28 protein-coding genes are annotated in these 25651 nt (G+C 61.6%); 12 read left to right on the top strand and 16 right to left on the bottom strand.

The window, feature by feature from the left end:
- Nucleotides 1-29: 29 nt before the first annotated feature.
- From AC0L14_RS01195 to AC0L14_RS01170, 6 genes are all read left to right on the top strand, one after another.
- Nucleotides 30-416 carry a DUF983 domain-containing protein gene (locus AC0L14_RS01195; protein WP_095492400.1) on the top strand — a complete coding sequence of 129 codons (387 nt, stop codon included), beginning with the start codon at nt 30-32 and terminating at the stop codon, nt 414-416.
- Entirely contained in the window at nt 413-1168 is a 756-nt protein-coding gene (locus AC0L14_RS01190) for an SURF1 family protein (RefSeq protein WP_473748441.1), read from the top strand. Before AC0L14_RS01195 ends, AC0L14_RS01190 begins: the two co-directional genes overlap by 4 nt.
- 97 nt (nt 1169-1265) lie before the next feature.
- Complete coding sequence (gene ispH / locus AC0L14_RS01185) at nt 1266-2276, top strand: 4-hydroxy-3-methylbut-2-enyl diphosphate reductase (protein WP_258119018.1); 1011 nt, start codon at nt 1266-1268, stop codon at nt 2274-2276.
- Between the two features lie 7 nt (nt 2277-2283).
- Nucleotides 2284-3246, top strand: coding sequence for a homoserine kinase (locus AC0L14_RS01180; protein WP_473748440.1), 963 nt, complete (start codon nt 2284-2286; stop codon nt 3244-3246).
- Entirely contained in the window at nt 3243-3770 is a 528-nt protein-coding gene (rnhA, locus tag AC0L14_RS01175) for a ribonuclease HI (RefSeq protein ID WP_473637124.1), read from the top strand. The genes AC0L14_RS01180 and rnhA overlap by 4 nt, the downstream gene beginning before the upstream one ends.
- Nucleotides 3771-3811: 41 nt before the next feature.
- Nucleotides 3812-4405: a histidine phosphatase family protein gene (locus AC0L14_RS01170; protein WP_473528650.1), complete on the top strand. Its 594-nt coding sequence runs from the start codon at nt 3812-3814 to the stop codon at nt 4403-4405.
- 5 nt (nt 4406-4410) lie between these two features.
- Here the strand turns inward: AC0L14_RS01170 and AC0L14_RS01165 are convergent, their stop codons facing one another.
- The 3 genes from AC0L14_RS01165 to AC0L14_RS01155 form a co-directional block, all read right to left on the bottom strand.
- Nucleotides 4411-4890, bottom strand: a complete 480-nt coding sequence (locus AC0L14_RS01165; protein WP_473637159.1) for a DUF2938 domain-containing protein — start codon at nt 4888-4890, stop codon at nt 4411-4413.
- A gap of 147 nt (nt 4891-5037) precedes the next feature.
- On the bottom strand, nt 5038-5520 hold the full coding sequence (locus AC0L14_RS01160) for a redoxin family protein (protein ID WP_473748518.1): 483 nt from the start codon (nt 5518-5520) through the stop codon (nt 5038-5040).
- A 123-nt stretch (nt 5521-5643) separates the two neighbouring features.
- Nucleotides 5644-6450 (bottom strand): protein-disulfide reductase DsbD domain-containing protein, encoded by an 807-nt coding sequence (locus AC0L14_RS01155; protein ID WP_473487617.1) that lies wholly within the window; start codon nt 6448-6450, stop codon nt 5644-5646.
- 191 nt (nt 6451-6641) lie between these two features.
- Between AC0L14_RS01155 and AC0L14_RS01150 the strand changes: the two genes are divergently transcribed.
- Nucleotides 6642-7250, top strand: coding sequence for a YqgE/AlgH family protein (locus AC0L14_RS01150; RefSeq protein ID WP_023799312.1), 609 nt, complete (start codon nt 6642-6644; stop codon nt 7248-7250).
- A 128-nt stretch (nt 7251-7378) separates the two neighbouring features.
- Here the strand turns inward: AC0L14_RS01150 and AC0L14_RS01145 are convergent, their stop codons facing one another.
- The 4 genes from AC0L14_RS01145 to AC0L14_RS01130 all read right to left on the bottom strand — a co-directional run bounded on the left by AC0L14_RS01145 (nt 7379) and on the right by AC0L14_RS01130 (nt 10993).
- A complete protein-coding gene (locus AC0L14_RS01145) occupies nt 7379-8404 on the bottom strand; it encodes a transglycosylase SLT domain-containing protein (RefSeq protein ID WP_473528647.1) in 1026 nt (341 codons plus the stop codon).
- 440 nt (nt 8405-8844) lie between these two features.
- Nucleotides 8845-9654: a class I SAM-dependent methyltransferase gene (locus AC0L14_RS01140; protein WP_473748438.1), complete on the bottom strand. Its 810-nt coding sequence runs from the start codon at nt 9652-9654 to the stop codon at nt 8845-8847.
- Nucleotides 9655-9800: 146 nt separating this feature from the next.
- The gene (locus AC0L14_RS01135) at nt 9801-10097 is read right to left on the bottom strand and encodes a hypothetical protein (protein WP_473528645.1); all 297 of its coding nucleotides are present in this window, start codon (nt 10095-10097) and stop codon (nt 9801-9803) included.
- A gap of 17 nt (nt 10098-10114) precedes the next feature.
- On the bottom strand, nt 10115-10993 hold the full coding sequence (locus AC0L14_RS01130) for a LysR family transcriptional regulator (RefSeq protein ID WP_473528644.1): 879 nt from the start codon (nt 10991-10993) through the stop codon (nt 10115-10117).
- 151 nt (nt 10994-11144) lie between these two features.
- Between AC0L14_RS01130 and AC0L14_RS01125 the strand changes: the two genes are divergently transcribed.
- Both AC0L14_RS01125 and AC0L14_RS01120 read left to right on the top strand, forming a co-directional pair.
- A complete protein-coding gene (locus tag AC0L14_RS01125) occupies nt 11145-11408 on the top strand; it encodes a DUF4242 domain-containing protein (protein WP_292180858.1) in 264 nt (87 codons plus the stop codon).
- 165 nt (nt 11409-11573) lie between these two features.
- Nucleotides 11574-12500, top strand: coding sequence for an oxygenase MpaB family protein (locus tag AC0L14_RS01120; protein WP_473748437.1), 927 nt, complete (start codon nt 11574-11576; stop codon nt 12498-12500).
- Between the two features lie 163 nt (nt 12501-12663).
- Here AC0L14_RS01120 and AC0L14_RS01115 read toward each other — a convergent pair whose 3' ends face one another.
- Genes AC0L14_RS01115 through thrC form a run of 4 tightly spaced genes read right to left on the bottom strand, consistent with a single transcriptional unit; the run spans nt 12664 to nt 18872 of the window.
- A complete protein-coding gene (locus AC0L14_RS01115; RefSeq protein WP_473487611.1) occupies nt 12664-15552 on the bottom strand; it encodes an EAL domain-containing protein in 2889 nt (962 codons plus the stop codon).
- Between the two features lie 3 nt (nt 15553-15555).
- Nucleotides 15556-16152, bottom strand: coding sequence for a GNAT family N-acetyltransferase (locus AC0L14_RS01110; RefSeq protein ID WP_473748436.1), 597 nt, complete (start codon nt 16150-16152; stop codon nt 15556-15558).
- Nucleotides 16153-16167: 15 nt separating this feature from the next.
- Entirely contained in the window at nt 16168-17460 is a 1293-nt protein-coding gene (locus AC0L14_RS01105) for a M16 family metallopeptidase (RefSeq protein WP_095492384.1), read from the bottom strand.
- 14 nt (nt 17461-17474) lie between these two features.
- A complete protein-coding gene (gene thrC / locus AC0L14_RS01100; RefSeq protein ID WP_473748435.1) occupies nt 17475-18872 on the bottom strand; it encodes a threonine synthase in 1398 nt (465 codons plus the stop codon).
- A gap of 126 nt (nt 18873-18998) precedes the next feature.
- On the opposite strand from thrC, the gene AC0L14_RS01095 reads away from it, so the two are divergent.
- The gene (locus AC0L14_RS01095; protein WP_473487686.1) at nt 18999-19673 is read left to right on the top strand and encodes a hypothetical protein; all 675 of its coding nucleotides are present in this window, start codon (nt 18999-19001) and stop codon (nt 19671-19673) included.
- A 39-nt stretch (nt 19674-19712) separates the two neighbouring features.
- On the opposite strand, the gene AC0L14_RS01090 is transcribed toward AC0L14_RS01095, so the two are convergent.
- Nucleotides 19713-20402: an HAD family hydrolase gene (locus AC0L14_RS01090; RefSeq protein ID WP_473487608.1), complete on the bottom strand. Its 690-nt coding sequence runs from the start codon at nt 20400-20402 to the stop codon at nt 19713-19715.
- A 173-nt stretch (nt 20403-20575) separates the two neighbouring features.
- Here AC0L14_RS01090 and AC0L14_RS01085 point away from each other — a divergent pair, with 173 nt between their 5' ends.
- Entirely contained in the window at nt 20576-21709 is a 1134-nt protein-coding gene (locus AC0L14_RS01085; RefSeq protein WP_095492380.1) for a site-specific DNA-methyltransferase, read from the top strand.
- 277 nt (nt 21710-21986) lie between these two features.
- Here the strand turns inward: AC0L14_RS01085 and vapC are convergent, their stop codons facing one another.
- Together vapC and AC0L14_RS01075 are read right to left on the bottom strand one after the other, a co-directional pair.
- Nucleotides 21987-22376, bottom strand: a complete 390-nt coding sequence (vapC, locus tag AC0L14_RS01080; RefSeq protein WP_473748434.1) for a type II toxin-antitoxin system VapC family toxin — start codon at nt 22374-22376, stop codon at nt 21987-21989.
- On the bottom strand, nt 22373-22585 hold the full coding sequence (locus tag AC0L14_RS01075) for a type II toxin-antitoxin system VapB family antitoxin (protein ID WP_135936002.1): 213 nt from the start codon (nt 22583-22585) through the stop codon (nt 22373-22375). Before AC0L14_RS01075 ends, vapC begins: the two co-directional genes overlap by 4 nt.
- A 183-nt stretch (nt 22586-22768) precedes the next feature.
- Between AC0L14_RS01075 and AC0L14_RS01070 the strand changes: the two genes are divergently transcribed.
- Nucleotides 22769-23563: a transporter substrate-binding domain-containing protein gene (locus AC0L14_RS01070; RefSeq protein ID WP_473748433.1), complete on the top strand. Its 795-nt coding sequence runs from the start codon at nt 22769-22771 to the stop codon at nt 23561-23563.
- A 221-nt stretch (nt 23564-23784) separates the two neighbouring features.
- Here AC0L14_RS01070 and AC0L14_RS01065 read toward each other — a convergent pair whose 3' ends face one another.
- Entirely contained in the window at nt 23785-24396 is a 612-nt protein-coding gene (locus AC0L14_RS01065; RefSeq protein WP_192365402.1) for an HAD family hydrolase, read from the bottom strand.
- Between the two features lie 45 nt (nt 24397-24441).
- On the bottom strand, nt 24442-25626 hold the full coding sequence (gene mutY / locus AC0L14_RS01060) for an A/G-specific adenine glycosylase (protein ID WP_473748432.1): 1185 nt from the start codon (nt 25624-25626) through the stop codon (nt 24442-24444).
- Nucleotides 25627-25651 lie beyond the last annotated feature (25 nt).

Below are 25651 nucleotides of genomic sequence, written 5' to 3'. Positions count from 1 at the left end.
TTTGGGGCGAAGGGCACTAAGGTATCGCAATGAGCGACGACAAGGCGATCTGGCCACCAATCGATCCGATCTCGGCCGGCCTTCACGGCCGCTGCCCGCGTTGCGGCGAGGGACAGCTGTTTTCCGGCTTCCTCACCGTCGGCAAACGCTGCGCCAATTGCGGCCTCGACTATTCCTACGCCGATGCCGGCGACGGTCCGGCGGTGTTCGTCATCCTGATCATCGGCTTCATCGTCGTCGGGCTGGCGCTGTGGATGGAGGTGACGCTGAATCCGCCGCTCTGGCTGCATTTCCTGCTGTGGATACCGCTGACGCTTGTGCTTTGCCTGGGCGCGCTCAGGCTGATCAAGGGTGTGCTCCTGACGCTGCAATACCGCAACAAGGCGGCGGAGGGCAGGCTGGACCTCGGCGAATGAGCACGACATCCGCCTCGATCGCAGGCCGTTCGCGGCCGAAGACGGCATTGCTGCTTGGCCTCGGCCTCGTGCTGTTCTTCATCCTGCTGGCGCTCGGCACCTGGCAGGTCCAGCGCCTGTACTGGAAAGAGGGTCTTCTCCAGACCATCGGCCAGCGCACGCATTCCGCACCTGTGCCTTTGGCCGAGGTCGAAAAGCGGTTCGCCGCAACCGGCGATGTGGATTACACGCCGGTGACGGCATCAGGCACTTTCCTGCATCAAGGCGAGCGGCATTTCTTCGCGACCTGGGAAGGCCAGTCCGGTTTCGATATCTTCACACCGCTGCATCTGGAGGACGGCCGCTTCGTCCTGATCAATCGCGGCTTCGTGCCCTACGATCTCAAGGACGCGGCCAAGCGCCCGCAAAGCCAGGGTGCGGGCCAGGTGACGGTGACGGGGCTCGCCCGCAATCCGCTGCCGGCAAAGCCCTCGATGATGCTTCCCGACAATGATCCGCAAAAGAACATCTTCTACTGGAAGGATCGCGATGCCATGGCGGCCAGCGCCGGTCTGCCGGCCGGCGCGGGGTTGGTGCCATTCTTCCTCGACGCGGACGCCACGCCGAACCCGGGTGGGCTGCCGGTCGGCGGCGTTACAATCATCGACCTGCCGAACAGCCATTTGCAATACGCCGTAACCTGGTACGGCCTTGCCGCTGCCCTTGCCGGCGTCCTCATCTTCACGCTTCGCCGCCCGGCGAAAGAAGAATGATCGGCACCGGCGCCCTTGACAGGGCAGGGGTGCGCACCTCATTTCGCGCCTTGAGTTCAAGACTTGAGCTCACGTTACGACCAACCGGCCGGGAATCATGCTTCACACGACCACAAAGCCACCGCTGACCGTCAGGCTCTGCCAACCGCGGGGCTTCTGCGCCGGCGTCGATCGCGCCATCCAGATCGTCGTGCTGGCGCTGAAGAAATACGGCGCGCCGGTCTATGTCCGCCACGAGATCGTACACAATCGCTACGTCGTCGAGGGGCTGCAAAGCCTCGGTGCGGTGTTCATCGAGGAACTCTCCGAGATACCGGCGGAACATCGCCAGAGCCCGGTCGTCTTTTCGGCGCATGGCGTGCCGAAGTCGGTGCCGGCGGACGCCCAGGCGCGCAATCTCTTCTATCTCGACGCCACCTGCCCGCTGGTGTCGAAGGTCCACAAGCAGGCGATGCGTCATCAGCGGCTCGGCCGCCATGTGCTTCTGATCGGCCATGCCGGCCACCCGGAAGTGATCGGCACGATGGGGCAGTTGCCGGACGGCGCCGTCACCTTGATCGAGACCGAAGCCGACGCGGCGAATCTGGTGCCCGCCGACCCGCAGGCGCTCGGTTTCGTCACCCAGACGACGCTGTCGGTCGAGGACACCGCCGGCATCATCCGGGTGCTTAAGGATCGTTTTCCCGATCTGCATGCGGCGGCCGCGGAATCGATCTGCTACGCCACCACCAACCGTCAGGAAGCGGTCAAGGAGACCGCCGCGGGCTCCGATCTCTTCCTGATTGTCGGCGCCCCCAACTCCTCCAATTCGCGGCGTCTTGTCGAAGTGGCCGAACGCGCCGGCGCCTCGATGTCGCTTCTCGTACAGCGCGCCTCCGAAATTCCGTGGACCGACATTGCCGGAATCTCGACGCTCGGTCTGTCGGCCGGCGCGTCGGCGCCGGAAATCATCGTCGACGAGATCATCGACGCCTTCCGGCAGCGCTTCGACGTGACGATCGAGCTGGCGGTGACGGCGACGGAAACGGAGGATTTTCCGGTGATGCGGGTCCTGCGCGACGTCGAACTGACGGCGGCCGACATGGCCTTCGTCAACGGAGCCGCGTGAAGAGCCCATGGCGGTCTACACCGACGTCAACGAAGGCGAGCTCGGCGCGTTCCTGAAGGCCTATCCGGTTGGCGATCTCCTATCCTACAAGGGCATCGCCGAAGGCACCGAGAACTCGAATTTCCTGCTGCACACGACCAGCGGCTCCTACATCCTGACGCTCTACGAAAAGCGCGTCGACAAGGCCGACCTGCCGTTCTTCCTCGGCCTCATGGGCCATCTCGCCAGGAAGGGCATTTCCTGCCCGCTTCCGGTGACGGCGCATGATGGCGACGTCATCGGAACACTTGCCGGCCGGCCGGCGGTCATCATCACTTTCCTCGAAGGTCTTTCGCTGCGGCGGCCGACATCAGCGCATTGCGGCGAGGTCGGCAAGGCGCTGGCGGCACTGCATCTTGCCGGCGCCGACTTTCCGATGACCCGTCCGAATGCTCTTGCCATCGATGGCTGGCGCAAGCTGTGGAGCGCCGCTCGCCCTCGCGCCGACGAGGTCGAGCCGGGACTGGCGGCCGAGGTCGATGCCGACTTCGCCGATTTCGAGCGGAACTGGCCCAAGGACCTGCCGGAAGGCATCATCCACGCCGATCTTTTCCCCGACAATGTCTTCTTCCTCGGCGAAAAACTGTCCGGCCTGATCGACTTCTATTTCGCCTGCAACGATCTCTACGCCTATGATGTCGCGACCTGCCTCAACGCCTGGTGCTTCGAGAAGGATTTTTCCTTCAACCTGACCAAGGGCACGGCGCTGCTTGCCGGCTACCAAAGCGTGCGGCCCTTGAGCGGCGAGGAGAAAGCTGCGCTGCCGATACTGGCGCGCGGCTCGGCGCTGCGCTTCATGCTGACCCGGCTTTACGACTGGCTGACCGTTGCCAACGGCGGGCTGGTCATAAAACGCGACCCGACCGAATATATCAGGCGGATGCGTTTCCACCGGGCGATCAAATCTCCTTCCGAGTATGGACTGACATGACAAAGCGCGTTGAAATCTTCACCGATGGTGCCTGTTCGGGCAATCCGGGGCCTGGCGGCTGGGGGGCGGTCCTGCGCTTCAACGGCGTCACGAAAGAACTGTCGGGCGGCGAGGCTGCTACCACCAACAACCGCATGGAACTTTTGGCCGCCATCTCGGCGCTCAATGCGCTGAAAGAACCCTGCGCCGTCGATCTTTATACCGACAGCAACTACGTCAAGGACGGTATTTTCAGCTGGATCGACGGCTGGAAGCGCAACGGCTGGAAGACCGCTGCCAGGCAACCGGTGAAGAATGCCGAGCTGTGGCAGGCCCTCGACGAGGCGCGCAACCGTCATCAGGTCATCTGGCATTGGGTCAAGGGCCACGCCGGCCATCCGGAGAACGAGCGTGCCGACGAGCTGGCGCGGCGTGGCATGGCGCCGTTCAAGAAAGGCCCCGTCAAGACCGCGACGCCGAAGCCAGGCCCGCAGTCGAAGCAGCCGGCGGTCGCAAAGCCACGGCGCTCGACCCAGAGTTATTGAATTCCCGCTGCGGGTCCGCTCTCTGGCAGGAAGACCCTATCATGCCGATCGCATACTACATCACGCATCCTCAGGTTCGGATCGATGCCAATGTTCCAGTGCCAGAGTGGGGGCTATCCGACATCGGGCGAGCGAGAACGTCTGCAATGCTCGATCAGCCGTGGGTTCGGTCGATCCGGCGTATCGTGTCATCGGGTGAACGCAAGGCGATGGAAACCGCCGAGATACTCGGAAGGCATCTCCGCCTTGAGGTCGAGGTGAGGGAACGGATGCATGAGAATGACCGATCGGCAACCGGTTTCCTACCGCCTGCGGAGTTCGAAGCGGTCGCGGACCAATTCTTCGCCAATCCATACAGCAGCATTCGCGGATGGGAGCGGGCTATCGATGCTCAGCATCGTATTCTGAGCGAGGTAGACACTGTGCTCGGCACAGATGACGCCGCCGACGTTGCTTTCGTGGGCCACGGAGGTGTCGGAACGCTTCTGCTGGTTTCTCTCGGCGAGCGGGAGATCAGCCGCGAGGCGGATCAGCCAGCGGGCGGCGGGAACTATTTCGCGTACGATATCCGCGCGCGTCGCGTTGTCCACGGATGGCGGCCGATCGACAGGCTGGCGCAGCACCGCGACGATTAATTTGGCTAACGGATCAGCAGCGCCGTGCCGAAAAGTCCGAGCGCGAACACAGTATGCGACACGAGGTTGAGGGCGCGGATCTGCATAGGGTTGGGGCGCTTTGATGCGGCCCAGCCGGCACCCATGCCGGGCGCCAGCAGGAACCAGCCGGCGCCCACGGTGACGATTCCGAGGATGAACGCCGGCAGGAAGGTCGGCGCGGCCAGCCACGCCGCTCCTGCCAAAACGGCCAGAACGACGCCGTAGACGATGCCGACAAAATAGTGGAAGGCCCAGCCCAGCGCCGATTCATGCGCGTAGGGTGCTGCCTCGCCGATGTCGTCGTGGAACACCTTGCCGCGCTTCAGATGCCAGACCCAGCGACCGACCAGTCGCCAGTTCGGCCGCGGCTGAGCAAACACGGTGTTCAGAAAAATCGCCCAGAGGTCCATGAGCGCCGTGGCGCCGATGCCGATCGCCACAGCGCGCCAGAAGATGTCAAACATCATTGAGGTCCCCCAAGCAAACAATCCCTAATGCATGTCGCCCAAAAGCTTGCCCTCGCGCTTGACCCGAGCGTGCGCAACGGTTTTGGGATAACGAAAAACAAAGACTTAAAAGCGCGACGCGCTTTAAGAGCCCAAGCCGAAAATCTAAAGCTGTCCGAGAATATGAGCCGCCCCGGATTCGTCGACGCCGGGCTTTGTCTCGACATTGAGCGCGGTGACCTTGCCGTCGTCGACGATCATCGAAAACCGCTTCGAGCGCAGCCCCATGCCGCCGCTGGAAAGATCGGCGTCAAGGCCGATCGACTTGACGAAATCGCCATTGCCGTCGGCAAGATAAAAGAGCTTGCCTTCACCGCCGCTGAAGCGAGCCCAGGCGCCCATCACGTGAACATCGTTGACGGCAACGACGGCGATGGTGTCGACGCCGCGCGCCAGGATGGCGTCGTAATTATCCAGATAGCCGGGCAGATGATTGTTGGAGCAGGTCGGCGTGAAAGCGCCGGGAACGGCGAACAGCACCACCTTCTTTCCCGAGAAAATCTCGGCCGTCGTGATCGCTTTTGCGCCGTCGGCAGTCATCGTCTTGAAGGTCGCATCGGGCAGGTTATCGCCAATGGCAATCGTCATCATGGTCCTCGCTTGAGAGATGGAATGGAAGTGTTCTTGCGATAGCGAACTCAGCTGTTTCCCGCAACATCGGGGAGCCGGGAACACAAAAGGATGTTCGACCTGAACATCCTTTGCTCGGGATCAAGGGAACGGCAGCAGGCCTTCGACCGCTCCGGCCGCAGTTGTCAGCGTGTAGTAAAGTCCGCCATCCGTCGGCGTCGTCGTCGGCCTGTCGAGGATAGGCACGGTAAACACCAGCTTGCCTTCCTTTTCGCTGCGGGCCGGCACGCCGAACATGTAATCCCGCTCACCGGCGACGAAGAAATCCGCTGCTTCGGGATTGCCCGGAAAGCTCGCCTCGACAATCAGTGTCTCGCGGTCGCCCGGCAGGATATTGATGCCGAAATCGGGTCCTGCGGGAGCAGGCAGGGTTGCAAGGGCCGCCTTCACCAATGCGGCATCTTCGACATTGTCCGGATCGGAGCCCGGATCGATGGTCAGCTTCGTCTGCACCGGGATGCAGATCGTCTCGCAAATGCCGAGAAAGATATCGGCATCGATGACGGCCGGCTCGTTCGGCGCCGACAGCGTGAAGGTCACCGGCAGCGAAACCGGATGGTCATAGCCGGCCCATTTGCCGTAGCCGTCGTCGTGGCGCTGGGGCGGTGGAAACGAAAACGTCGCGTTGACAATGTTGGTGCTGGCCGAGATATCGATTTGCGGCGGCACGCCCGCGTCGCCCGGATCGCGCCAGTAGGTTTTCCAGCCAGGCTTGAGCGCAATATCGAGGACGCCATGGATGCGCCCGGCTTCGTCGGGCTTGCCGCTGGTCACAAGCCGCACTTTGCCGCCTTCGCTATTGTACCAGATCGACGAGGAGGCTGCGGCGGGAAGGCCGGTTCCACATCCGACAGCGGCGCTGAGCAGCAGGACTTTCAAGCTTTGCATGGCGGTGATTTGAGCGTCCTTTCATGGCTGCGCAATGACTTCATGGGGTCGCTGCTATCATATTTGCGTGACCTCGGGCACAGCTTTTGCGTGACCTCGGGCACAGCTTGCGTGACCTTAGATGCACATCTGCGACCAAATCGCGCGCGGCGCATCTTTTCGGCGCTCCAGAAACGCGTTACGCTCCCCTCATGGACTTGTTGCGCCACAAGAAGATGGCTGCGGGACGCGGCTTTCTCGACGACCAGTTCCTGATTGCCATGCCCGGCATGAAGGACGACCGCTTCACGCGTTCCGTCATCTACATTTGCGCGCACAGCGACGAAGGCGCGATGGGCCTGGTCATCAACCAGACGCAGCAGATGCTGTTTCCGGATCTGCTCGTGCAACTCGGCATCATGAACGAACAGGAGGCGATCCGCTTGCCCGCGCAGGCCCGCGACTTCGTCGTGCGCAACGGCGGACCGGTGGACCGCAGCCGCGGCTTCGTCCTGCATTCGGGCGACTACCGGGTGGAATCGTCGCTGGCCGTCTCCGACGACATTTGCCTGACCGCGACCGTCGACATATTGCGCGCCATTTCGTCGGGCCGTGGGCCCCGGCACGCGCTGATGGCGCTCGGCTATTCGGGCTGGGGCGCCGGTCAGCTGGAAAGCGAAATCGCCGAGAACGGTTGGCTGACCTGCCCGGCAAATGCGGAGCTTCTGTTCGATACCGACATCGAGCGCAAATACGACCGGATTCTCGCTTCGATCGGCATCGACCTCGCGCATCTCAGCCTGGCGGCCGGGCACGCCTAATGCATGTCGCGCAAAAGTGTGCAGCGGTTTTGCGATAACGATATGCATAAAACAACAACCTAAAGCGCGTCGCGTGAGGCCGATCAAACGCGACGCGCTTTAGTGGTGAAAACCCGATACCTGGCTGGCTACCGCTGCAGTGTCATCGCCAGCCGTTTGCCCAAATCGTAGACGAGATTCTCGATACCGGCTGTCCAGGACAGGTCAGCCTGTTTCACGCGGGTTTCGACATCGCTGTATTTGCCGATGCGGGCTTCCAGGAAGGAGCGCATGCGCTGGTGAAACTGGCCGACGGTGAGCTGATTTCCCTCGGCCTTGAAGATGGCAGTATTGAAGCGCGCCGCCTTGGGGAAGATTTTGCTGGCCGTGGCATTGGGCTTCTCTTCGGCATTCGACAGGAGTGTTGCTGCCCCGTTTGTGCCAAGGAAATGGGGGAGGTAAAGATCCCTTTCGTCCATAGCCTTCTCGAGACGGGCTTCGATGCGTTCCTTGGCCGCGAGAAGGTTCTTGGCCGCCAGTGCTGCCGACAGATAGGGATCGCGCCTGAATTCAAGGATGCGCTCTTCTTCGGCCTTGTCGTCGACGAAATGGTGTTCGCGCTTGCCCTCGGGGCGGATCCGGATCAGTTCCGCTTCGTCGCCCAGGCCGAACTCTGCACCGTACTTCTTCACCGCCTCGAGCCATGTCTGGTCGAGGAACTGCATAAGACCAAGTGCCGACCCTTTAGGCGGGCGGTTGTTGATGTCGAAGGAGGATTCCTTCTCGGCGATCGCGAAAAGGGTGTCGGCTGGAAATTGGGTGTCCTTGGCGGCACGCAGAATCTCGGTGGCAATGTACTGCGACACCTTGTATTCGCCGAACTCGTGCACCGACATCCCGATGACGATCTGTTCCGCGCCTTCGGAAAGGATGGAGACGGTGCCCTTCAACGCGTCGGCCAGTGTGCCTTCTCCCTTGCGTCGGGAGGTCGATATGGTGCCCGGATCGATGATGTCGAACTCGGACGCGGCCGAGGGGAAACTCAAAGCGGAGTACGGAACAGCAGTGGCAACTGCGGCTTCGGTCACTCCGTTGACCAAAACTCCCGAATAGACCGGCCATGGCATGGCTGCCACTGTCGCCGCCAGGCCAAGCCCCGCGATCCTTTTCGACAAAGGCCGTCCGCCCGAAAGGAGGACGCCTCCGCAAGCAAAGAATTCAATTGTCCTTTGGAGTGACGCCAGGTCCCCCTCCGTTCCTTGTCTAGCCGCCCAGATATTCTGGGGCAGATCTATTTCCAACGTTGAGCCGTCAACGTCGAAAAAGACAAGAAGAACGGTCAGTGCTTCATTTAGCTAGTCATGGATAATGGCGGCACAATGGCCACAGTGCGGCAAAATAATTCGAAATGTAAAGCAAGCTGATTTTAATCGAGGGCTGCGTAGCCGATGCGTTGCTTGTGAAGCCTCTCGATTGCGGGCAGAAATTTCCCTGAGGTGGTCTGCGCTCGACCGCAGCGGGGCAATCCCTTCGGTTCTCGAACGGAAGATTGTGCATGAGCAGCCATTCTCGGCGCAATACTCGATCGAACGAGTTCTCCGTTGGTGAGAGTCATTTAGCCTTTGGCTGTCGCCAGATTGGTGCTGAGCTCGAAGGCCAGTCCCGACCCAATGGTGTATGGCTGCAGCACGGGCGCACTCTCGCTCACGATCGCCTCCACGACGCGCTTGCGTTCCTGATCGCCCATTTCCTTGGCTAAGGAACTCATCCCGACCAGCGCCATCGTATTCAAATGCAGGAAAGGTGCGCCTTCCCCGAGATGGATGGTGCGCGAAACAATCCTCGATCGGACCTCGTGGAAGCCGGCGTCTCGCAGCAGCGCCTCAAGTGGAGCCGCTTCCCCGAAGCTGTACCGTTGATCGGCGATGGCGCCCAGATGGCGCTCCGCGACGCGGCGCAATTCGCGAAAGAACGGGATTTCGTCGTCTGGGCGCCACGTGGCGATCGCCAGCCTGCCACCCTTCGCCAGCGCGCGACGCATCTGCGCCGCCGCCGCGGGTTTGTCAGGAAAGAACTGCAGTCCTTGCTGGCAGACGACCACGTCGAACATCTCACCGTTACGCAGAGGCAGCTCGCTGGCATTGCCCTGACGCCAGTCGATGGCTGGTTCTACAGCCCGCGCCACGGCAAGCATGTCGGGGCTGATGTCGACGCCGACGATGTATCCGGCTTCATCGAGCCGCTCTCTTGCAACGCGCGCCACTATTCCTGTTCCGCAAGCGATATCGAGTACGCGATCGCCCGAAGACAATTCCAGCTCGTCAAGAGCCATCTCGGCCCATGGACGGAAGAGAGGGCCGACGAGCCACCGCTCGTACATCTCCGGGAAACTTGCCTGGTTCATTGCGTAGCTGGGCAAGGTCATGATTGTCCTCCCTCAAATTTCCATCCGGCCATTGTGAGCCTTCACCCGCGCTCCTTGGGCGAGCGCGATTCCAACGAAGCAAGAAAGTTGCAGTCGTTCCGAAGAAAAAGAAAATGCTAATATTTTGTCGCGCCGATGCATGGCTGTCATCGGGAAAGGGCGAATCCATGCAGATGCACGAAATCCGCTACTTCCTGGCAGCGTCGCTGCTGCGTGACCCAGCCGGCGCTGACCCGCGCTATCCAGAAGCTTGAGGCAGAGCTTGGAGGCATCTCTTCCACCGCGAGCAAAGCCATGTCCATCTCACCGCCTTTAGGCGTCTCATACAGCCACATCGCCCAAAATGCGCAGCGATCGAGTGTCGGCAGGTCCTGAATACGGTCGGTACCGGCCGGAGGAACACCAGGGCGGCGCAGACGCATCTCAAACCAGCAGTAGCTCAAGCCTCAGCAATAAACGCCTAGCCTGGCCAATCGAACGTCTGGGCAGCTCGGACCATTGCCGCCGTCGCCGGGCTATAGGGCCGGCCCGGAACGCTAGCCAGGGACACCGTGCGTGCCACCGCTGGTTCGATCAGCGGACGCTGCAAAAGTTCAGGCGATGTCACCGAATATTCAGGCATGAAGGCGAAGCCGATCCGCGCCAGCACCATTGATTGGATCCAATCCTCGCGCTCGGAACGAAAGCGGGCATAAAGGCTGACGTTTCTTTCCCGGCACACACCCATTACCAAGTCCCGCATTTCGCAGGACAGACGATCGACATAGGATTCTTGAGAGAGATCGACCAACTTGATTGCATTGAGGCTCGCAAGCCGGTGATCCGGCGCGAATACGACGACGTAACGCTCACTGTAGAGATCATGGACGCGGAACGCCGCTCCCAATCCCTCCAGCGGATTGAGAACGGCAAGATCGAGATCGCCTTGCTCAAGCCTGTTTTTCAGTTCCTGAACGCTCGCCTCGCTAACTTCAAGCTCGACGCCGTGATAGTCGCGCTGGAACTTTGCGAGGAACCGGGCGAGTTTCACATGGCCGATGGTCGACATGACGCCGAGGCGGATCGGCACCTGGTTGAGCAGCCTGAAATTGTCGGCAAGCGTCCTGGTTGCGTGGGCCTCCTGCATGATCTGCTGAAGATGCGGCAGAATGGAGCGCCCGAACTCACTCAGGAGGACGCGCTTTCCCTCGCGGTGGAACAAGGGCGCGCCAAGCTCATCCTCGAGCGTCTTGACCGCTTTGGTGAGCGCCGGCTGAGACACGTTGCAATCGGTGGCGGCCTTGGTGAAGTTCAGCATCTTCGCGGCGGCAAGCACGTAGCGGACCTGAAACATCTCCATGGCGAGCCCTCCCGAGGCGGTTCCACGAAACCACATTGTAATCCTTTCATCGATAACTGTCGGCTATCGATCGATAGAAAAAATGTCGTTCTCTTTCGACCGCCGCTGCATTCAACTCCTGTGGTCACTGTTCACAGGAGGAGATCTGGAAATGACTGTCTACATGGTGGAACGCGACCTCAAGGGCATCAGCATGGAAGCTCTGGGAGGTGCGCAGAAGGCGGCGATCAGCAAAGCCGCCGAGATGACCTCCAACGGCACCGACATCAGCTATCTGCGCTCGACCTTCGCACCGGAGGACGGCCGCTGCATGTGCCTGTTTGACGCTGCCTCCGATACCGACGTGAAGCGTCTAAACGACGATGCGGGGCTGCCCTATCACAGGATCGTACCGGCGCTCGATCTTACCCCATAAGGCCAGCACGACCGGGCTCGTGATCATCCGGGCCCGGTGTTCTTGCGGGTCATGCGCAGCGCGCCAGGCTGATCATTTGGAACGACGGAAAGACCAGGACGTTCTTGCTGTATCCGCTAGCCCACAGGTCTAACGCTTGCTGTTCGCAGGAGTCGGAGGCGCACCATGTTTGGCAACTCGGGCGTCATTCCTCTGCCTCGCCCGCTTGAGCGCCGCGTGGATACTCTTGCGCAGTCGTTCATGCGCCAGCGGCTCGGATCGCAGATGGACTTCTCGACCCCGGAAGGCGAGCCGGCGCTGTTAGCGCCCAACTCGGTATCCTGGCGTATTTTCAAGAACCCTGTTGCGCTGTTCATCGGCGGGGTTACGGCGGTGCTGCTCGAATTGGCAGAGCCGCGAGTTCGCGACGCCATTTGGCAGCACAGCACATTCCGCTCGCAGGCGCTCCGACGATTACAGCGTACCGGCCTCGCTGCCTTGGTTACGGTCTATGGCCCTCGAACCAAGGCTAAGGCCATGATTGAAGGTGTGGTCAGGATGCATGGGCGCGTTTCGGGTCGAACCAGCGAAGGTGAGCCATACCACGCCACCGACCCGGAGTTGCTGGACTGGGTGCAAGCGACGGCCGGGTTTGGTTTCATGGAGGCGTATCACGTCTATGTGCATCGTCTGTATTTTTTCGAACGGGACGCAATGTCTGCTGAGGCTCGCCCCGTCGCGCTTCTCTATGGTGCGGCCGGGGCGCCCACGTCGCAGGCCGAGCTTTACGCGCTGTTCGACGTGATGCGGCAAAGACTCGTCCCGTCGCCGATCGTCTTGGAATTCCTGCAGATCATGGAAGACGTTCCCGCCTTGCCGGGAGTGGCTCGACCGCTTCAGCGGCCATTTCTGAAGGCGGCAGTCGAGATCCTACCCCGCTGGGTGCGCACACGCTTGGCACTCGGCGACCGCTGGACGTTGAAGCCGTGGGAGCGTGCTTTTGTGAAGACGACGGCTGCAATCTGCGAGAGCATCGTCCTCCCTTCATCCCCGGCCGTTCAATCGTGCCGTCGCCTCGGCCTTTCCGAGAACTATCTCTATCGCCGACGTTAATTCAGGCTTTCCAACATTGATGGAGCCGCGCCGCGGGTAGCAAATTAGTTTTCGATACCGCGTGACCAAAACGGGTTACTCGCAACCTCCGAGCGCCCGGAGGCGGACCCCTAGCATGTCACCCAAAGTGCGCAGCAATTTTGGGACAACGACTTGCACGAAATCAAGCCCGAGTCAGCGGATACTGTTCCTTCAGCGTCTTCAGCACCTGATCGCCGGGCATCGGCGCGCCGAACATGAAGCTCTGCACATACTCGCAGCCCATCTGGCGCAGTTCGAGCGCGTCGCTTTCATCCGAAATGCCCTCCGCCACGACCGAAAGGCCGAGTTCATGCGCCATGTTGACCATGGATTTGAGCAGCACCGCGCGTTTCGGTGTCGCGTCGTCGACGAAGCTCTTGTCGATCTTGATCGTGTCGAAGGGGAAGCGCGTCAGATAGGCCAGCGATGAGTAGCCGGTGCCGAAATCGTCCAGCGACAGGCCGATACCAAGCTTCTTCAGCTTGTTCAGCACATGGGCCGTCTGCTCGGGATTGTCCATCACCAGCGATTCGGTGAGTTCGAGCCGGAAGCAGCGCGGCTTCAGATTGGCCCGCGCGATTACCGAGCGGACGTCGCTGACCAGATCGCGGCGGATGAGCTGGCGGCTGGACAGGTTGACCGAAACCGACAGCGGCGCGTCGCCGATCTGCTTTTGCCATCCGGCCAGATCTTCGGCGGCCTGTTGCATGGCGAACAAGCCAAGCTGCACGATCAGGCCGCAGCTCTCGGCGACCGGGATGAAATCGCCCGGCGGGATCATGCCGCGGCGCGGATGGTCCCAGCGCAAAAGCGCCTCGAAGCCGGCAACGCTGCCGTCTTCGAGCCGCACGATGGGCTGGTAAGCGAGTGTGAATTCGCGCCGATCGATGGCGCGGCGCAGGTCGGACTCGAACTGCAGCCGGTCGGTGCCGACGGTGCGGAAGGCGGGGCGGAACGGCTCGATCCTGTCGCCGCCGAAACGCTTGGCCTGGTGCATGGCAAGCTCGGCATCCTTGACCATGTCCTCGGCCGAACTCTGCGCCGAGGTCCAGGTGACCAGCCCGATCGAGGCGGTCAGCACGATCTCGCGCTTGGCAAAGGTGATCGGATTGTTGATCGCATGCTTGATGGCGTCGGCAACTGCTGCGATGCGGGCCGGGTCCTGTTCGGAAAGCAGCATCAGTGCGAACTGGTCGCCAGCAAAGCGTGACAGCGAATCCTTCGGCTTGAGCAGCCGGTGCAGCCGGCGCGCAATGGTCAGCAGGATGGTATCGCCGGCCGAGATGCCGAGCCCGTCATTAACCTGCTTGAACCGGTCGATGTCGATGACGAAGACGGTCGGACGCACCTTCTCTTCGGTGCGCGCGATCGAGATGATCGCCTCCAGCCGGTTCATCAGCAATTCCCGGTTCGGCAGGCCGGTCAGATTGTCGTGCACGGCATCGTGCAGCAGCCTCTCCTCGGACTTTTTCTGCTCCGTCACGTCGACCATGGTGCCGACGCACCGGATGACCTCGCCGTCCGATCCGATCACCGGCCGGGCGCGGAGCGAAAACCAGTGATAGTGCCCATCGGCACCGCGCAGGCGGAAATTCTGCGACACCCGGCCGCGCCGGTGTTCGAGCACCACGTCGAGCGTTGTGCGGAACGTGTCGCGATCATCGGCATGCAGCACCGGCAGCCAGTTGCGGGCGGCGCCGCCCAGGCTGTCGGGCGCAAGGCCAAGCTGGATGCTGACATCCGGCTTGGTGACGACGCGGTCGCGCATCACGTCCCAGTCCCAAACCGTGTCGCCCGATCCGGCGACGGCCAGCGCCTGCCGTTCGAGATCGGAGAACAGGCCCTGATGCAGCGCGCCGCCGGCAAAGGCGTGCTGCATGACGGTGAAGCCGATCAGTAGGATGATGAGGATCAGCCCGCCGCCCAATGCCGGCTGGGCGATGTCGTTGTCGAGCATGCCGGTGATCGCCATCCACGACCCGCATAGCCACAACAGGACCATGACCCAACTGGGCACCAGCATGATGGCACGGTCGTAGCCGCGTATGCCGAGGAAGATGATCAGGCCGAGGCCGGTCAGCGCGGTGGCGGCGAAGGACAGCCTGGCGATGCCGGCGGCGACCGCCGGATCGACGATTGCAACGCCTGCGATCAGTACCAGCCCCAGAATCCAGACCAGCGCGCCGTAGCTGAAATGGCCGTGCCATCGGTTGAGGTTGAGATAGGCGAACAGGAACACCACGAAGGTCGCCGCAAGCGCCACCTCCGTTCCGGCTCGCCACATCTGCTCGTTGCCGGGCGATATTTCCAAAACCTTGTTGAGAAAGCCGAAATCAATGCAGATATAGGCGAGCACCGCCCAGGCGAGTGCTGCGGTTGCCGGGAACATCGAGGTCCCCTTGACGACGAAAAGGATGGTCAGGAACAGCGCCAGAAGGCCGGCGATGCCGATGACGATACCGCGAAACAGCGTGTAGGAGTTGACCGAGTCCTTGTAGGATTCCGGATCCCATAGATAGACCTGCGGCAGTTTGGGCGAGGCAAGTTCGGCAATGAAGGTGATCACCGTTCCGGGGTTCAGCGTCACCCGAAACACATCGGCGTCGGGGCTGGTCTGGCGGTCGAGCGCGAAGCCCTCGCTGGGTGTGATCGCGGCAATGCGGGTCGAGCCGAGATCCGGCCAGAAGATGCCGGAATTCACCAGCCGGAAATGAGGTGCGACGATCAGCCTGTCGAGCTGCTGATCGGTGGTGTTGGCAAGCGCGAACACTGCCCAGTCGCCGGTCGAGCGCGCATCATTGGCCTCGACCTCGATGCGCCGCACGATGCCGTCCGGGCCCGGAGCGGTCGACACCTGAAAGTTCTCGCCCTGGTTGCGGTAGATTTCGACGGCGCCCGAAAGATCGAGCGCCACGTCGTCGCGGGCGATCTTGATCGGCTCGACGGCGAAGGCCGAGGACGCCGCGCAGAGCACGACGATTGCCGTCAGCACAAAGGCGAACAACGACCCGATTCGCAGGAAATTCGTCAAAAATCAGTCCTTCGTTCCCGCGCCCGGCGGATCGTCTTCGATCCGGGCGTAGAGGTAGTGGTCCTGCCAGATGCCATTGATCCTGAGATAGGATCGCAGAAGTCCTTCGCGCCGGAATCCGGCTTTTTCAAGCACGCGGATCGACCGGGCGTTGTCGGGAATACAGGCCGCTTCGATCCGGTGCAACCTCAGCGTATCGAAGGCGAAGCGCGTCACCACCTTGACCGCGTCGGTCATCAGGCCACGGCCGCCGTAGCGCTCGCCGATCCAGTAGCCGATATGACCGCTTTGTGCGACGCCGTGGCGGATGTTGCCGAGGGTGATTCCACCGACAAGCTTGCCGTTGCCTTTCTCGAAGATGAAGAAGGCTATGGCCGTTCCCTGCGCATAGTCTTCGCGATAGCGGCTGAGGCGATGCCGCCAGGCCGTGCGGTCGAGCTCGTCGGGGTTCCACCGCGGCTCCCACGGCTCCAGGAAGGAGCGGCTTTCCCCGCGCAGCACCGACCATTCACGATAGTCATTGGTCAGCGGCACGCGCAGCGTGACCCGGTCACCCTTCAGTGCCGGCAGGTCACGGCGAAAGAAAGGGAGCGCGAACATGACGCTTTGATGGACTTAGCCGGCGAGCTTTCGGGCCGTGGTCTGCGTGCCCGATAGCGATTCGAGGACCGCCTCATAGGGAGCGAGCGTACCCACCGGTCCGACGGCAGTCAGCGTCGGCTTGGTCGAAAACAGCCGTGACGACAGGTCCGTCAGCCGCTCGACCGTCAGCGCCGACAGCCGTTCCATCAGCTCTTCCTTTGCGATCGGCCGGCCGAACAGAAGCATTTGCCGGGCGATCTGCGAGGCACGGCTGGCCGGGCTCTCGGCGGACATGATCAGGCCTGCGCGGTACTGGGCGCGTGCCCGGTCGAGTTCCTCCTGCAGGATGCTCTCGCCGGCCTTCTGCAACTCGTCGATAACCACCGGCACCAGTTCGGCGATGTCGCTCTGCCCGGTCGCGGCATGGACGCCGAATATGCCGGTGTCGGAAAAGCCCCAGTGGAAGGCATAGACCGAATAGCAAAGCCCGCGCTTTTCGCGGACCTCCTGGAAAAGACGCGACGACATGCCGCCGCCAAGGATCATCGACAGGACCTGCGAGGCGTAGAAGTCGCGTACATGATAGGCGCGGCCCTCGAACCCCAGCACGATCTGCGCGTCCATCAGGTCGCGGTCCTCGCGGAAATCGCCGCCGACATATTGCGCAAACTGCGGCATCGTGTTGTCGGACTTGCTGCGGAAACCGCCGAGATGCTTCTCGACCTCGCGCACGAAATTGTCGTGCTTGATGTCGCCGGCGGCGACGACCACCATGCGCTCGGCGCCATATTGCCGTTCGATGAATTTGTGCAATTGCTTCGAGGTGAAGGATTTGACGGTTTCCGGCGTGCCGAGGATGGAGCGGCCGATCGTCTGGTGGCGGAAAGCCGTCTCGGTGAAGCGGTCGAAGACGATATCGTCGGGCGTATCGTGAGCGGCGCCGATCTCCTGCAGGATCACATGCTGCTCGCGCTCCAGCTCCTGCGGGTCGAACTCGGATTCCTGCAGGATGTCGGAGAGGATATCGACGGCCAGGGGCACATCGTCGCTCAGCACCCTGGCATAATAGGAGGTGGTCTCGACACTGGTGGCGGCATTGATCTCGCCGCCGACATCCTCGATTTCCGAGGCGATCTCGAAGGCGCTTCGCCTTCTGGTTCCCTTGAACGCCATATGTTCAAGCAAGTGGGCCATTCCGTGCTCTTCGCTACGCTCGTTGCGGGCCCCTGATTTGACCCAGGCACCAAGAGCGACGGATTCGAGGCTTGGAAGGGTTTCGGTGGCGACTGTCAGGCCGTTCGACAGACGGCTTACCTCAACACCCATAAAGCAAATACTCCCTAACTTGCCGCCCGCGTGTGGCGGCTAACATAATCTTCCACCATTTTCAGGTCGGATGGAAGTACCGTGTATTTTTCCTCTGATGTCATCAACCCGCCTAGCCATGCGGGCAGGGCAGGCGACACGCCGCTGGCGGCTTCGACGGCGGCCGGGAACTTTGCCGGATGGGCGGTGCCCAGCACGACCATCGGGACGGCACTGGTGGCCTTCGCAACCGCAACATGCATGGCCGCGGCCGTGTGCGGGTCGAGCAGATACTCGCTGGCTGCGAGCGTCGAGCGGATCGTAGCGGCGACTTCGTCCATGGTCGAACGACCGGCATCGAATTCGGAGCGGACCCTGGCAATCTCGCCGGCTTCGATGATGAAGGCTCCGGACTGCTTGAGACCGTTCATGTAGCGCCGCACGGTCGAGGCGTCGCGGCCGGCCGCCTCGAACAGCAAGCGCTCGAAATTCGAAGAGACCTGGATGTCCATCGACGGCGACGTGGTCGAAAAGACGCCTTTCGTGCGGTATTCGCCGCTCGACAGCGTGCGCGCCAGAATGTCGTTGTCGTTGGTCGCGATGACCAGCCGCTCGATCGGCAGCCCCATCTTCTTGGCGGCGTAGCCGGCGAAGATGTCGCCGAAATTGCCGGTCGGCACCGTGAAGGAGACCGGCCGGTCGGGCGCGCCGAGCGACAGCGCCGACGAGAAGTAATAGACGATCTGGGCCATGATGCGGGCCCAGTTGATCGAATTGACCCCGGACAGCGACACCCGGTCGCGAAAACCGTGATCGTTGAACATGTCCTTCACCAGGCCCTGGCAGTCATCGAAATTGCCTTCGACCGCCAGTGCATGGACATTTGCGGCGATGGACGTCGTCATTTGCCGCTGCTGCACCGGCGAGACCCGGCCGTGCGGGAAAAGGACGAAGATGTCGGTGCGATTGCGCCCGGCGAAGGCATCGATGGCGGCCCCGCCGGTATCGCCGGACGTGGCGCCGACAATGGTGGCGCGCTGGCCGCGTTCGGCAAGCACATGGTCCATCAGCCGGGCGAGAAGCTGCATGGCCACGTCCTTGAAGGCAAGTGTGGGGCCATGGAAGAGTTCCAGAACGAACATGTTCGAGCCGGTCTGCACCAGCGGGCAGACCGCCTCGTGACGGAACGTCGCATAAGCTTCGCGCACCAGGCGTTCGAACACCGGCATCGCGATCTCGCCGCCGAGAAACGGCGACAGCACGCGGATGGCGAGGTCGGGATAGGCAAGGCCGCGCATGGCGCGGATCTCTGCCGCCGAAAACTGCGGCCAGATATCAGGCACATAAAGACCGCCATCGCGCGCCAAGCCCGCGAGCACCGCGTCGGAAAATCCAAGCACGGGCGCTTCCCCGCGGGTACTCACATATTGCATCGTCATGTTCCATTGCTGCCGGGCGGTCCGTCCGCGGCAAAGTGGTTAATTTCCGTAGTTGCTCAGTCGCATTTTTGCCGCGCGGTTGATATACGTCACCCGCTTTGCGAGAGGGAAGTGCAGTTCATGGCGTTTCATTCATCCAACGGTCGTTTCGTCGCGGGTCTGGCGCTCACCGGCTTTATGCTTACCGCCGCCGGCTGCCAATCAGGCGGCAGTAGCATGCTGGGCTTCGGAAAGAAGGACACGACACCGCCACCACCGCCGGACCCCAAGATTCTCGCCAGCCAGTTGCTGGCCTATTGTCCGAAAGTGACGCTGCGCGACGGCACCGCCTTCTTCAATACCTATGCCAAAGGCAACCAAAAGCCTAAGAAAAAAGCCGCCGCTCAGGACGCCGAAGCTGCTGCGCTTGAAGTGAGCAGCGATCAGCAGGACGATTCCGCGAAGATCATCTACCAGGCTTCGATCACCGACGTGACCCGCGACTGCAACCGTGCCAACGGCTCGCTGACGATGAAGATCGCCGTCGCCGGCAAGGTCGTTCCGGGACCGATGTTCAGCCCGGGCACCATCACCATGCCGATCCGTATCGCTGTGATGCACGGCACCGAGGTCCTTTACTCGCAGCTTCACCAACATCAGGTCCAGGTTACCAATCCCTCCAGTGCCACCCAGTTCGTCTTCACCGATTCGAACGTTGTCGTTCCCGAGCCGACCGCGAAGGATTATCAGGCGTTCGCCGGCTATGACGAAGGCCCGCCGAAGAAGACCGACAAGAAGATTGCCGCGGCCGAATAGCCGCGGCTTTGGAGCTGCGCGTCCATTTGGACGCCTGTCTCACGCATCCGCCGACCACTCCGACAGGGCGGCGATCACGCTTTTCAGTTCCGCCCAGCGGCGGATGACCGTTTCGGCGCCGGCCTCGGTCAGCGCGTCGGCATGCCCGGGATAGCTATGCGCCGCTCCGGTGAAGCCGATCACACGCATGCCGGCTGTCCTGGCGCCGGTCACGCCATGCACGGAATCCTCGATGACGAAGGTGTTCGCCGGATCGGCCTGGAGCTTTGCCGCGGCAAAGAGAAACACGTCTGGGGCCGGCTTGGATTTTCCGCTCGGTGTTTCCAGAGAGGAAAAAATCCGGCCGCTGAAAAACGGCAGCAGATGAACCTTCTCCAGCATGAACTCGATCCGCTCGGTGCGCGAATTCGAGCAGATGCAGCGCGGCGCAGTCACCGCGGCGACCGCTTCGTGCACCCCGTCGACGGCGCGCACGTCGCTGCGCAGCCGGCGGTCGACCAGGTCTTCGGCACGATCGATCAGCGAGGCCTGGAACGGGACGCGGGATTTTTCCTCGACCCGCATCATGATGTCCTTGAAGGTCAGCCCGGCATAGGTTTCGGAAACCTCCTCGGCCGATATCTCGTAACCGGCCGACGTCAAAAGCTCGGCTTCGATGCGCGCGGCGATGATTTCGGAATCGACGAGCACGCCGTCGCAATCGAAGATGACAAGGTCTGGCTGAGGCATGGCGATCCGGAAAGCGGGAGGGAGGCGGCTGGGACGGTTCAGGCGGCGCGGCATACACCAACAGGCCGATCTTCGCAAATTACCTGGGGTCCGAACCAGGCCTTCACCGAATATTTACGCTGATCGGTAACCATAACAGGGAGTAAACAGTAACGCGTGCTTTGGGTGTAACAATGTCTGCCGTGCGTCTTCTCGACGAGCTTTCCCACGCTCCCCAGCAATCTGAATGGCTGGATACGATCCTGAAGGGCGATTGTGTCGCCGCGCTCGACCGGCTGCCGGAAAAATCCATCGACGTGATCTTTGCCGATCCGCCCTACAATCTGCAACTCGACGGCGATCTGCACCGGCCCGACCAGTCCAAGGTCGATGCCGTCGACGACGACTGGGACCAGTTCGCGAGTTTTGAGGTCTACGACGCCTTCACCCGGGCCTGGCTGCTGGCGGCGCGCCGCGTGCTGAAGCCCAACGGCACCATCTGGGTCATCGGCTCCTACCACAACATTTTCAGGGTCGGCGCCAAGATGCAGGATCTGGGGTTCTGGATCCTCAACGATGTCGTCTGGCGCAAGACCAATCCGATGCCGAATTTCCGCGGCCGCCGCTTTCAGAACGCCCATGAGACGATGATCTGGGCCTCGCGCGACCAAAAGGGCAAGGGCTACACCTTCAACTATGAAGCGCTGAAGGCGTCGAATGACGACATCCAGATGCGTTCCGACTGGCTGTTTCCGATCTGCACCGGCGGCGAGCGCCTGAAGAACGAAAATGGCGACAAGCTGCATCCGACGCAGAAGCCCGAAGCGCTGCTCGCCCGCATCATGATGGCCTCGACGAAGCCCGGAGATATCGTGCTCGATCCCTTCTTCGGTTCCGGCACCACCGGCGCCGTGGCCAAGCGCCTCGGCCGCCATTTCGTCGGCATCGAGCGCGAGCAGGCCTATATCGACGCCGCCAACGAGCGCATCGATGCAGTTCGGCCGCTGGACGGCGCTGCTCTTACCGTGCTTACCGGCAAGCGCGCCGAGCCGCGCGTTGCTTTCGTCAGCCTCATCGACACCGGGCTGATGCTGCCGGGCGCCACGCTCTACGACGCCAAGAAGCGCTGGGCGGCCAGGGTGCGCGCCGACGGCACCGTGGCCGTCGGCGACAGCGCCGGATCGATCCACAAGATCGGCGCGGAAGTGCAGGGGCTGGATGCCTGCAACGGCTGGACCTTCTGGCACTATGAGCGCAGCGGGGGCCTGACCCCGATCGACGAGCTTCGCCGCATCGCCCGTCTCGGCATGGAGCGGGCAGGGGCCTGACGATAACCGCTATAGCGGTCTCGTTGCACATCGTTCCCGAAGGAAGCAGGGTCGCGCTTTCTCGACGAGAAGTGCCGCGACGCGCCCCGCCAATGTCGCCGTCGAGTCTTCGTCCTTCTGCTCGTCGCATCGCCTCGATCGGTTTGGTTTCGTATCGCTGTAAAGATCGATGAACGGGCTGTCAGGCATCTTGGCCTGTCTTTTCACCGGGTTACACCTTGATGCCGCGCACACGCCTGTGGAGGGAAGACCAGCGTCGCCGGTTGGAATCTCACGATCATGCGAGTCGCAGACCGAGGTAGCGAACCATCGGGTCGAAGTCTCGGTCATCATGCAACAGCGCGTGTCCGCCCAGGATGCAGAATGTGCCGATAATCATATCGATTGTCTTGCGGATGGTGATGCCCTGCTGCCGGAGCATGCGATAGTTTCGGGCAGCTTCGACTGACGTCGCCGGATCCAGCATCGGCACAATGGCGAATTGTCGGAGGTTCCGCTCAATCAGTTGGGCATGCGGTTCGTTGAGCGCGCCTTGTAGCACTTCCAGCAGGATCAAGTCTCCGATCAGAATCTCCTGAGTGTCATCGAGATGCCTGAGTTTGGCGACCGAGACGCTGTCCGTATTGCGGAGATGGGCGATCCACACGGAACTGTCGACGACGATCATCGATGCCGATCGGGCGAACGGCCTTCCCGCATGGCGTCAAGATCGCCCTCCCAGCCGGCGCCAGCAAGGGCGGCGATAGCCATATCCTGCCTGTGCCGGCGCACCAGAGTGCGCAGCGCCGCCTCAATCGTCGCTTTCTTGGTCTTGAGGCCGGAGGCGGCCATGGCCTCCGCGATCAATTCATCGTCGAGTTCGATGTTGGTTCGCATGGTGATGCTCGATGTGTACAGATTGGACTAAATATACACATTCTGCTGCTGACCCACAAGCCGTCACAACGAAAAGCCGCCCCGTCGGAGGGATCACGGTGAGCGATTCCCCAGGAAGAGTTATTAACCTTTGCCCACCGTTTCTCGAATGCTTGATTCCCTTATCCAACGGAGACCAATTCCATGAAAGCTCTTGCCTCGCCGTTTGTCGCCGCCGCCCTCGTCATGGCGTTGTTGGCCCCTCCGGCGATTGCGCAGAACACCGGCGCAGAAAACCAGCTTGATGCGATTATCGAGGACGGCAAGCTGCGCGTTTGTACGACCGGCGACTACAAGCCCTTCACCTTTCATGACAAGACCGCGAACAATTACCAGGGCATCGATATCGATCTCGCAAAATCTCTGGCAAGTTCACTAGGGGTCGAGGCGGAATTCGTGGCGACTACCTGGAAAAAATTGCTGGCCGATTTTACAACCGGCAAGTGTGACATCGCGATGGGCGGCATTTCGGTGACCCTGGAACGCCAGAAGCAGGTGTTCTTCAGCGAACCCTATCTCGTCAACGGCAAGGCGCCGATTGCGCGCTGCGAGGACGAGGCGAAATTCCAGTCGATTGCCGACATCGACAAGCCGGATGTGACTGTGATTGTTAATCCCGGCGGGACCAACGAGAAATTCGTGCGTGAAAAACTCAGTGACGCCAAAATCGAGATCTACCCGGACAATGTCACGATCTTCCAGCAAATTCTTGACGGCAAAGCCGATATTATGATCGCCGAATCGGTCGAAACCGAGTTGCAGCAGAAACTCCACCCTGGCCTTTGCGCGATCAATCCCGAGAAGCCGCTCCAATATGGCGAAATGGGTTATATGATTCCTGAGGGTGCCGTCGTCTTCAAGGCCTATGTCGACCAGTGGCTGCATCTTGCCAAGGCGACCGGTGAGTTCGACCGCATCTACGGTTCTCACGTCAAGTAGCGCCCGACGACGCGATCCGATAGCAGCGCCGTGGAGCGCCGTCTCAGCGACTGCACCACCATCACATGCCGTCTTGTCCATCAGCTTGAGAGGACAAACACAGATTCAGCCGTTGCGCGCTTTGCCACCTGTTAACTCACCCGATTGTCCTGGGCCTGACTACGGATCCTTTTGCAATCCGCCGTGTTGAAGCGGGTTATCGGTCAGGCCCGTCGCAGTGATCACACTCTGATCCCCAGGCGATCGAGGTCCGCCTCGAGAGTCTTTGCGTCAGTGAACAGCACCGACTGCCAGCCGGCCGCCTTGGCGCCGTCGACATTCTTCTGGCTGTCGTCGATGAACAGCGTGGCCGCGGGCTCGAGGCCGAACGCGGCGACGTGATGGTCGTAAATGCCGCGATCCGGCTTGATCATGCCGATCTCGCCCGAAATGGTCACACCGCGCGGTCGGTTGAGAAAGTCGAAACGCTGCCGGGCTTCGGCAAGCGTGTCGGCGGCGAAATTGGTCAGCATGGTGACGTCGTGGCCGCTCTCGATCAGCTTGTCCATGATCTGGACGCTGTCGTCATAGGCGTGCGGCACCATCTCGTGCCAGAGGCGGCGGAAGTTGCGGATGTTTTCGGCGTGGTCCGGGTGTTCGGCGATCAGCAGCGCCTCGGCCTCTTCCCAGGTCCGGCCCCGGTCCTGCTCGATGTTCCAGTCATGCGTGCAGACATTGTCAAAGAACCATTTCCGCTCTTCGGCGTCGGGGATCAATCGGCTGAAAGGCAAGTTCGGATCGTAGTGAATCAGCACTCTGCCGATGTCGAAAACGATGTGGCGGATTTCGGTCATTCTTGTCCTCGTCAACGCAATTCAATGTGAGGCGATGTGGGCGATTCAATGTGCGCGCTGCTTCTTCGTCGCGCCCGGTATCGCCGCTTCGATTACCTTTTTCATGACAGTAGGCAGCGCTTCGCCGGAAATTTCATGGGCCAGCGACCAGAAATGCCCCGCAGGGGCGGCGCCATCGGTCATCGTTTTGAAGACGTCGAGTTCGAGCGCGAAATGGGTGAAGACATGGCCAATCCGGCCGGCTGGCCTCCAGTTGCCGGGGAAGGGCGCCGCCGCGTCCGTGGTGGCGCCGTCGATCCGTGCGGTCCAGCCGGTCGTCGGTACTTCGGTCATGCCGCCGAGCAGGCCTTTATCCGCACGTTTGCGCAAAAGAACGGCGCCGTCGTCACGCACGGCAACGAAGGCAGCCCCGCGCCGCAATGGTTTCTCACCCTTCGGCAGGCGGACAGGGAAGCGCTCGGGATCGCTTGAAACAGTGGCGCTGCAATCCTCCCGCAGCGGGCACAGCATGCAACGCGGTCGCCGTGGCGTGCAGATCGTCGCGCCGAGATCCATCATTGCCTGGGCGAAATCGCCAGGTCTGGTTGCTGGAACCATGCGCTCGACATAGGTGCGTATGTCCCCCTTGGCTTCGCTCAGCGGCGTGACGATCGAAAACAGCCGGGAAACGACCCGCTCGACGTTGCCGTCGACGACCGCGGCGGGCTGGTCGAAGGCGATCGCCGCGATCGCTGCCGCCGTGTAGGCGCCGATGCCGGGCAGTTCTCTCAAGCCAGCTTGCGTATCCGGAAACCTGCCACCTTGCCGTGCGACGAGATCGGCGCAGGCCTTGAGATTGCGGGCGCGGGAATAATAGCCGAGCCCGGCCCAGGCCTTCATCACATCTTCGGTCGGTGAGGCAGCCAAAGCCTCGACATCAGGCCATTTCTCGACAAAGGCCCGGAAATAGGATTTTACCGCTTCGACCGTGGTCTGCTGCAGCATGACTTCGGAAAGCCAGACGCGGTAGGGATCGGGCCGTATGCCGCGTGCCGATTCGCGCGGCGCAATGCGCCACGGCAAGTCGCGGTGATGCGCGTCGTACCAGCCAAGCAGGCGGGACGCGATGTGGTCGCTGTCTCCAGACGCGGCTCTGCCGCTGTCTCCGGATGCAGCTTTGATGCTGTCCCCAGACGCGGCTTTGCCGCCAACTCCGGATGCGGTCTTGCGGGTCTGGTCGTGCAGTGCCATTGATCGAGGACTTGGCCTAACCGAT

The organism is Mesorhizobium sp. WSM4841 (genome assembly GCF_055811515.1).
The sequence above is the reverse complement of the archived record's forward strand: the minus strand, read 5'-3'. Positions and strand labels throughout refer to the sequence as shown.

Coding starts and splice junctions, on each gene's coding strand:
- AC0L14_RS01110 (WP_473748436.1), bottom strand. CDS start 16,152: ATGTTCGCGCTCCCTTTCTTTCGCCGTGACCTGCCGGCACTGAAGGGT.
- AC0L14_RS01065 (WP_192365402.1), bottom strand. CDS start 24,396: ATGACCGAAATCCGCCACATCGTTTTCGACATCGGCAGAGTGCTGATT.
- AC0L14_RS01120 (WP_473748437.1), top strand. CDS start 11,574: ATGTTTGGCAACTCGGGCGTCATTCCTCTGCCTCGCCCGCTTGAGCGC.
- AC0L14_RS01190 (WP_473748441.1), top strand. CDS start 413: ATGAGCACGACATCCGCCTCGATCGCAGGCCGTTCGCGGCCGAAGACG.
- AC0L14_RS01180 (WP_473748440.1), top strand. CDS start 2,284: ATGGCGGTCTACACCGACGTCAACGAAGGCGAGCTCGGCGCGTTCCTG.
- thrC (WP_473748435.1), bottom strand. CDS start 18,872: ATGCAATATGTGAGTACCCGCGGGGAAGCGCCCGTGCTTGGATTTTCC.
- ispH (WP_258119018.1), top strand. CDS start 1,266: ATGCTTCACACGACCACAAAGCCACCGCTGACCGTCAGGCTCTGCCAA.
- AC0L14_RS01165 (WP_473637159.1), bottom strand. CDS start 4,890: ATGTTTGACATCTTCTGGCGCGCTGTGGCGATCGGCATCGGCGCCACG.
- AC0L14_RS01070 (WP_473748433.1), top strand. CDS start 22,769: ATGAAAGCTCTTGCCTCGCCGTTTGTCGCCGCCGCCCTCGTCATGGCG.
- AC0L14_RS01090 (WP_473487608.1), bottom strand. CDS start 20,402: ATGCCTCAGCCAGACCTTGTCATCTTCGATTGCGACGGCGTGCTCGTC.
- AC0L14_RS01150 (WP_023799312.1), top strand. CDS start 6,642: ATGGACTTGTTGCGCCACAAGAAGATGGCTGCGGGACGCGGCTTTCTC.
- AC0L14_RS01130 (WP_473528644.1), bottom strand. CDS start 10,993: ATGGAGATGTTTCAGGTCCGCTACGTGCTTGCCGCCGCGAAGATGCTG.
- AC0L14_RS01170 (WP_473528650.1), top strand. CDS start 3,812: ATGCCGATCGCATACTACATCACGCATCCTCAGGTTCGGATCGATGCC.
- mutY (WP_473748432.1), bottom strand. CDS start 25,626: ATGGCACTGCACGACCAGACCCGCAAGACCGCATCCGGAGTTGGCGGC.
- AC0L14_RS01085 (WP_095492380.1), top strand. CDS start 20,576: ATGTCTGCCGTGCGTCTTCTCGACGAGCTTTCCCACGCTCCCCAGCAA.
- AC0L14_RS01075 (WP_135936002.1), bottom strand. CDS start 22,585: ATGCGAACCAACATCGAACTCGACGATGAATTGATCGCGGAGGCCATG.
- AC0L14_RS01105 (WP_095492384.1), bottom strand. CDS start 17,460: ATGGGTGTTGAGGTAAGCCGTCTGTCGAACGGCCTGACAGTCGCCACC.
- vapC (WP_473748434.1), bottom strand. CDS start 22,376: ATGATCGTCGTCGACAGTTCCGTGTGGATCGCCCATCTCCGCAATACG.
- AC0L14_RS01160 (WP_473748518.1), bottom strand. CDS start 5,520: ATGACGATTGCCATTGGCGATAACCTGCCCGATGCGACCTTCAAGACG.
- rnhA (WP_473637124.1), top strand. CDS start 3,243: ATGACAAAGCGCGTTGAAATCTTCACCGATGGTGCCTGTTCGGGCAAT.
- AC0L14_RS01125 (WP_292180858.1), top strand. CDS start 11,145: ATGACTGTCTACATGGTGGAACGCGACCTCAAGGGCATCAGCATGGAA.
- AC0L14_RS01155 (WP_473487617.1), bottom strand. CDS start 6,450: ATGCAAAGCTTGAAAGTCCTGCTGCTCAGCGCCGCTGTCGGATGTGGA.
- AC0L14_RS01195 (WP_095492400.1), top strand. CDS start 30: ATGAGCGACGACAAGGCGATCTGGCCACCAATCGATCCGATCTCGGCC.
- AC0L14_RS01140 (WP_473748438.1), bottom strand. CDS start 9,654: ATGACCTTGCCCAGCTACGCAATGAACCAGGCAAGTTTCCCGGAGATG.
- AC0L14_RS01095 (WP_473487686.1), top strand. CDS start 18,999: ATGGCGTTTCATTCATCCAACGGTCGTTTCGTCGCGGGTCTGGCGCTC.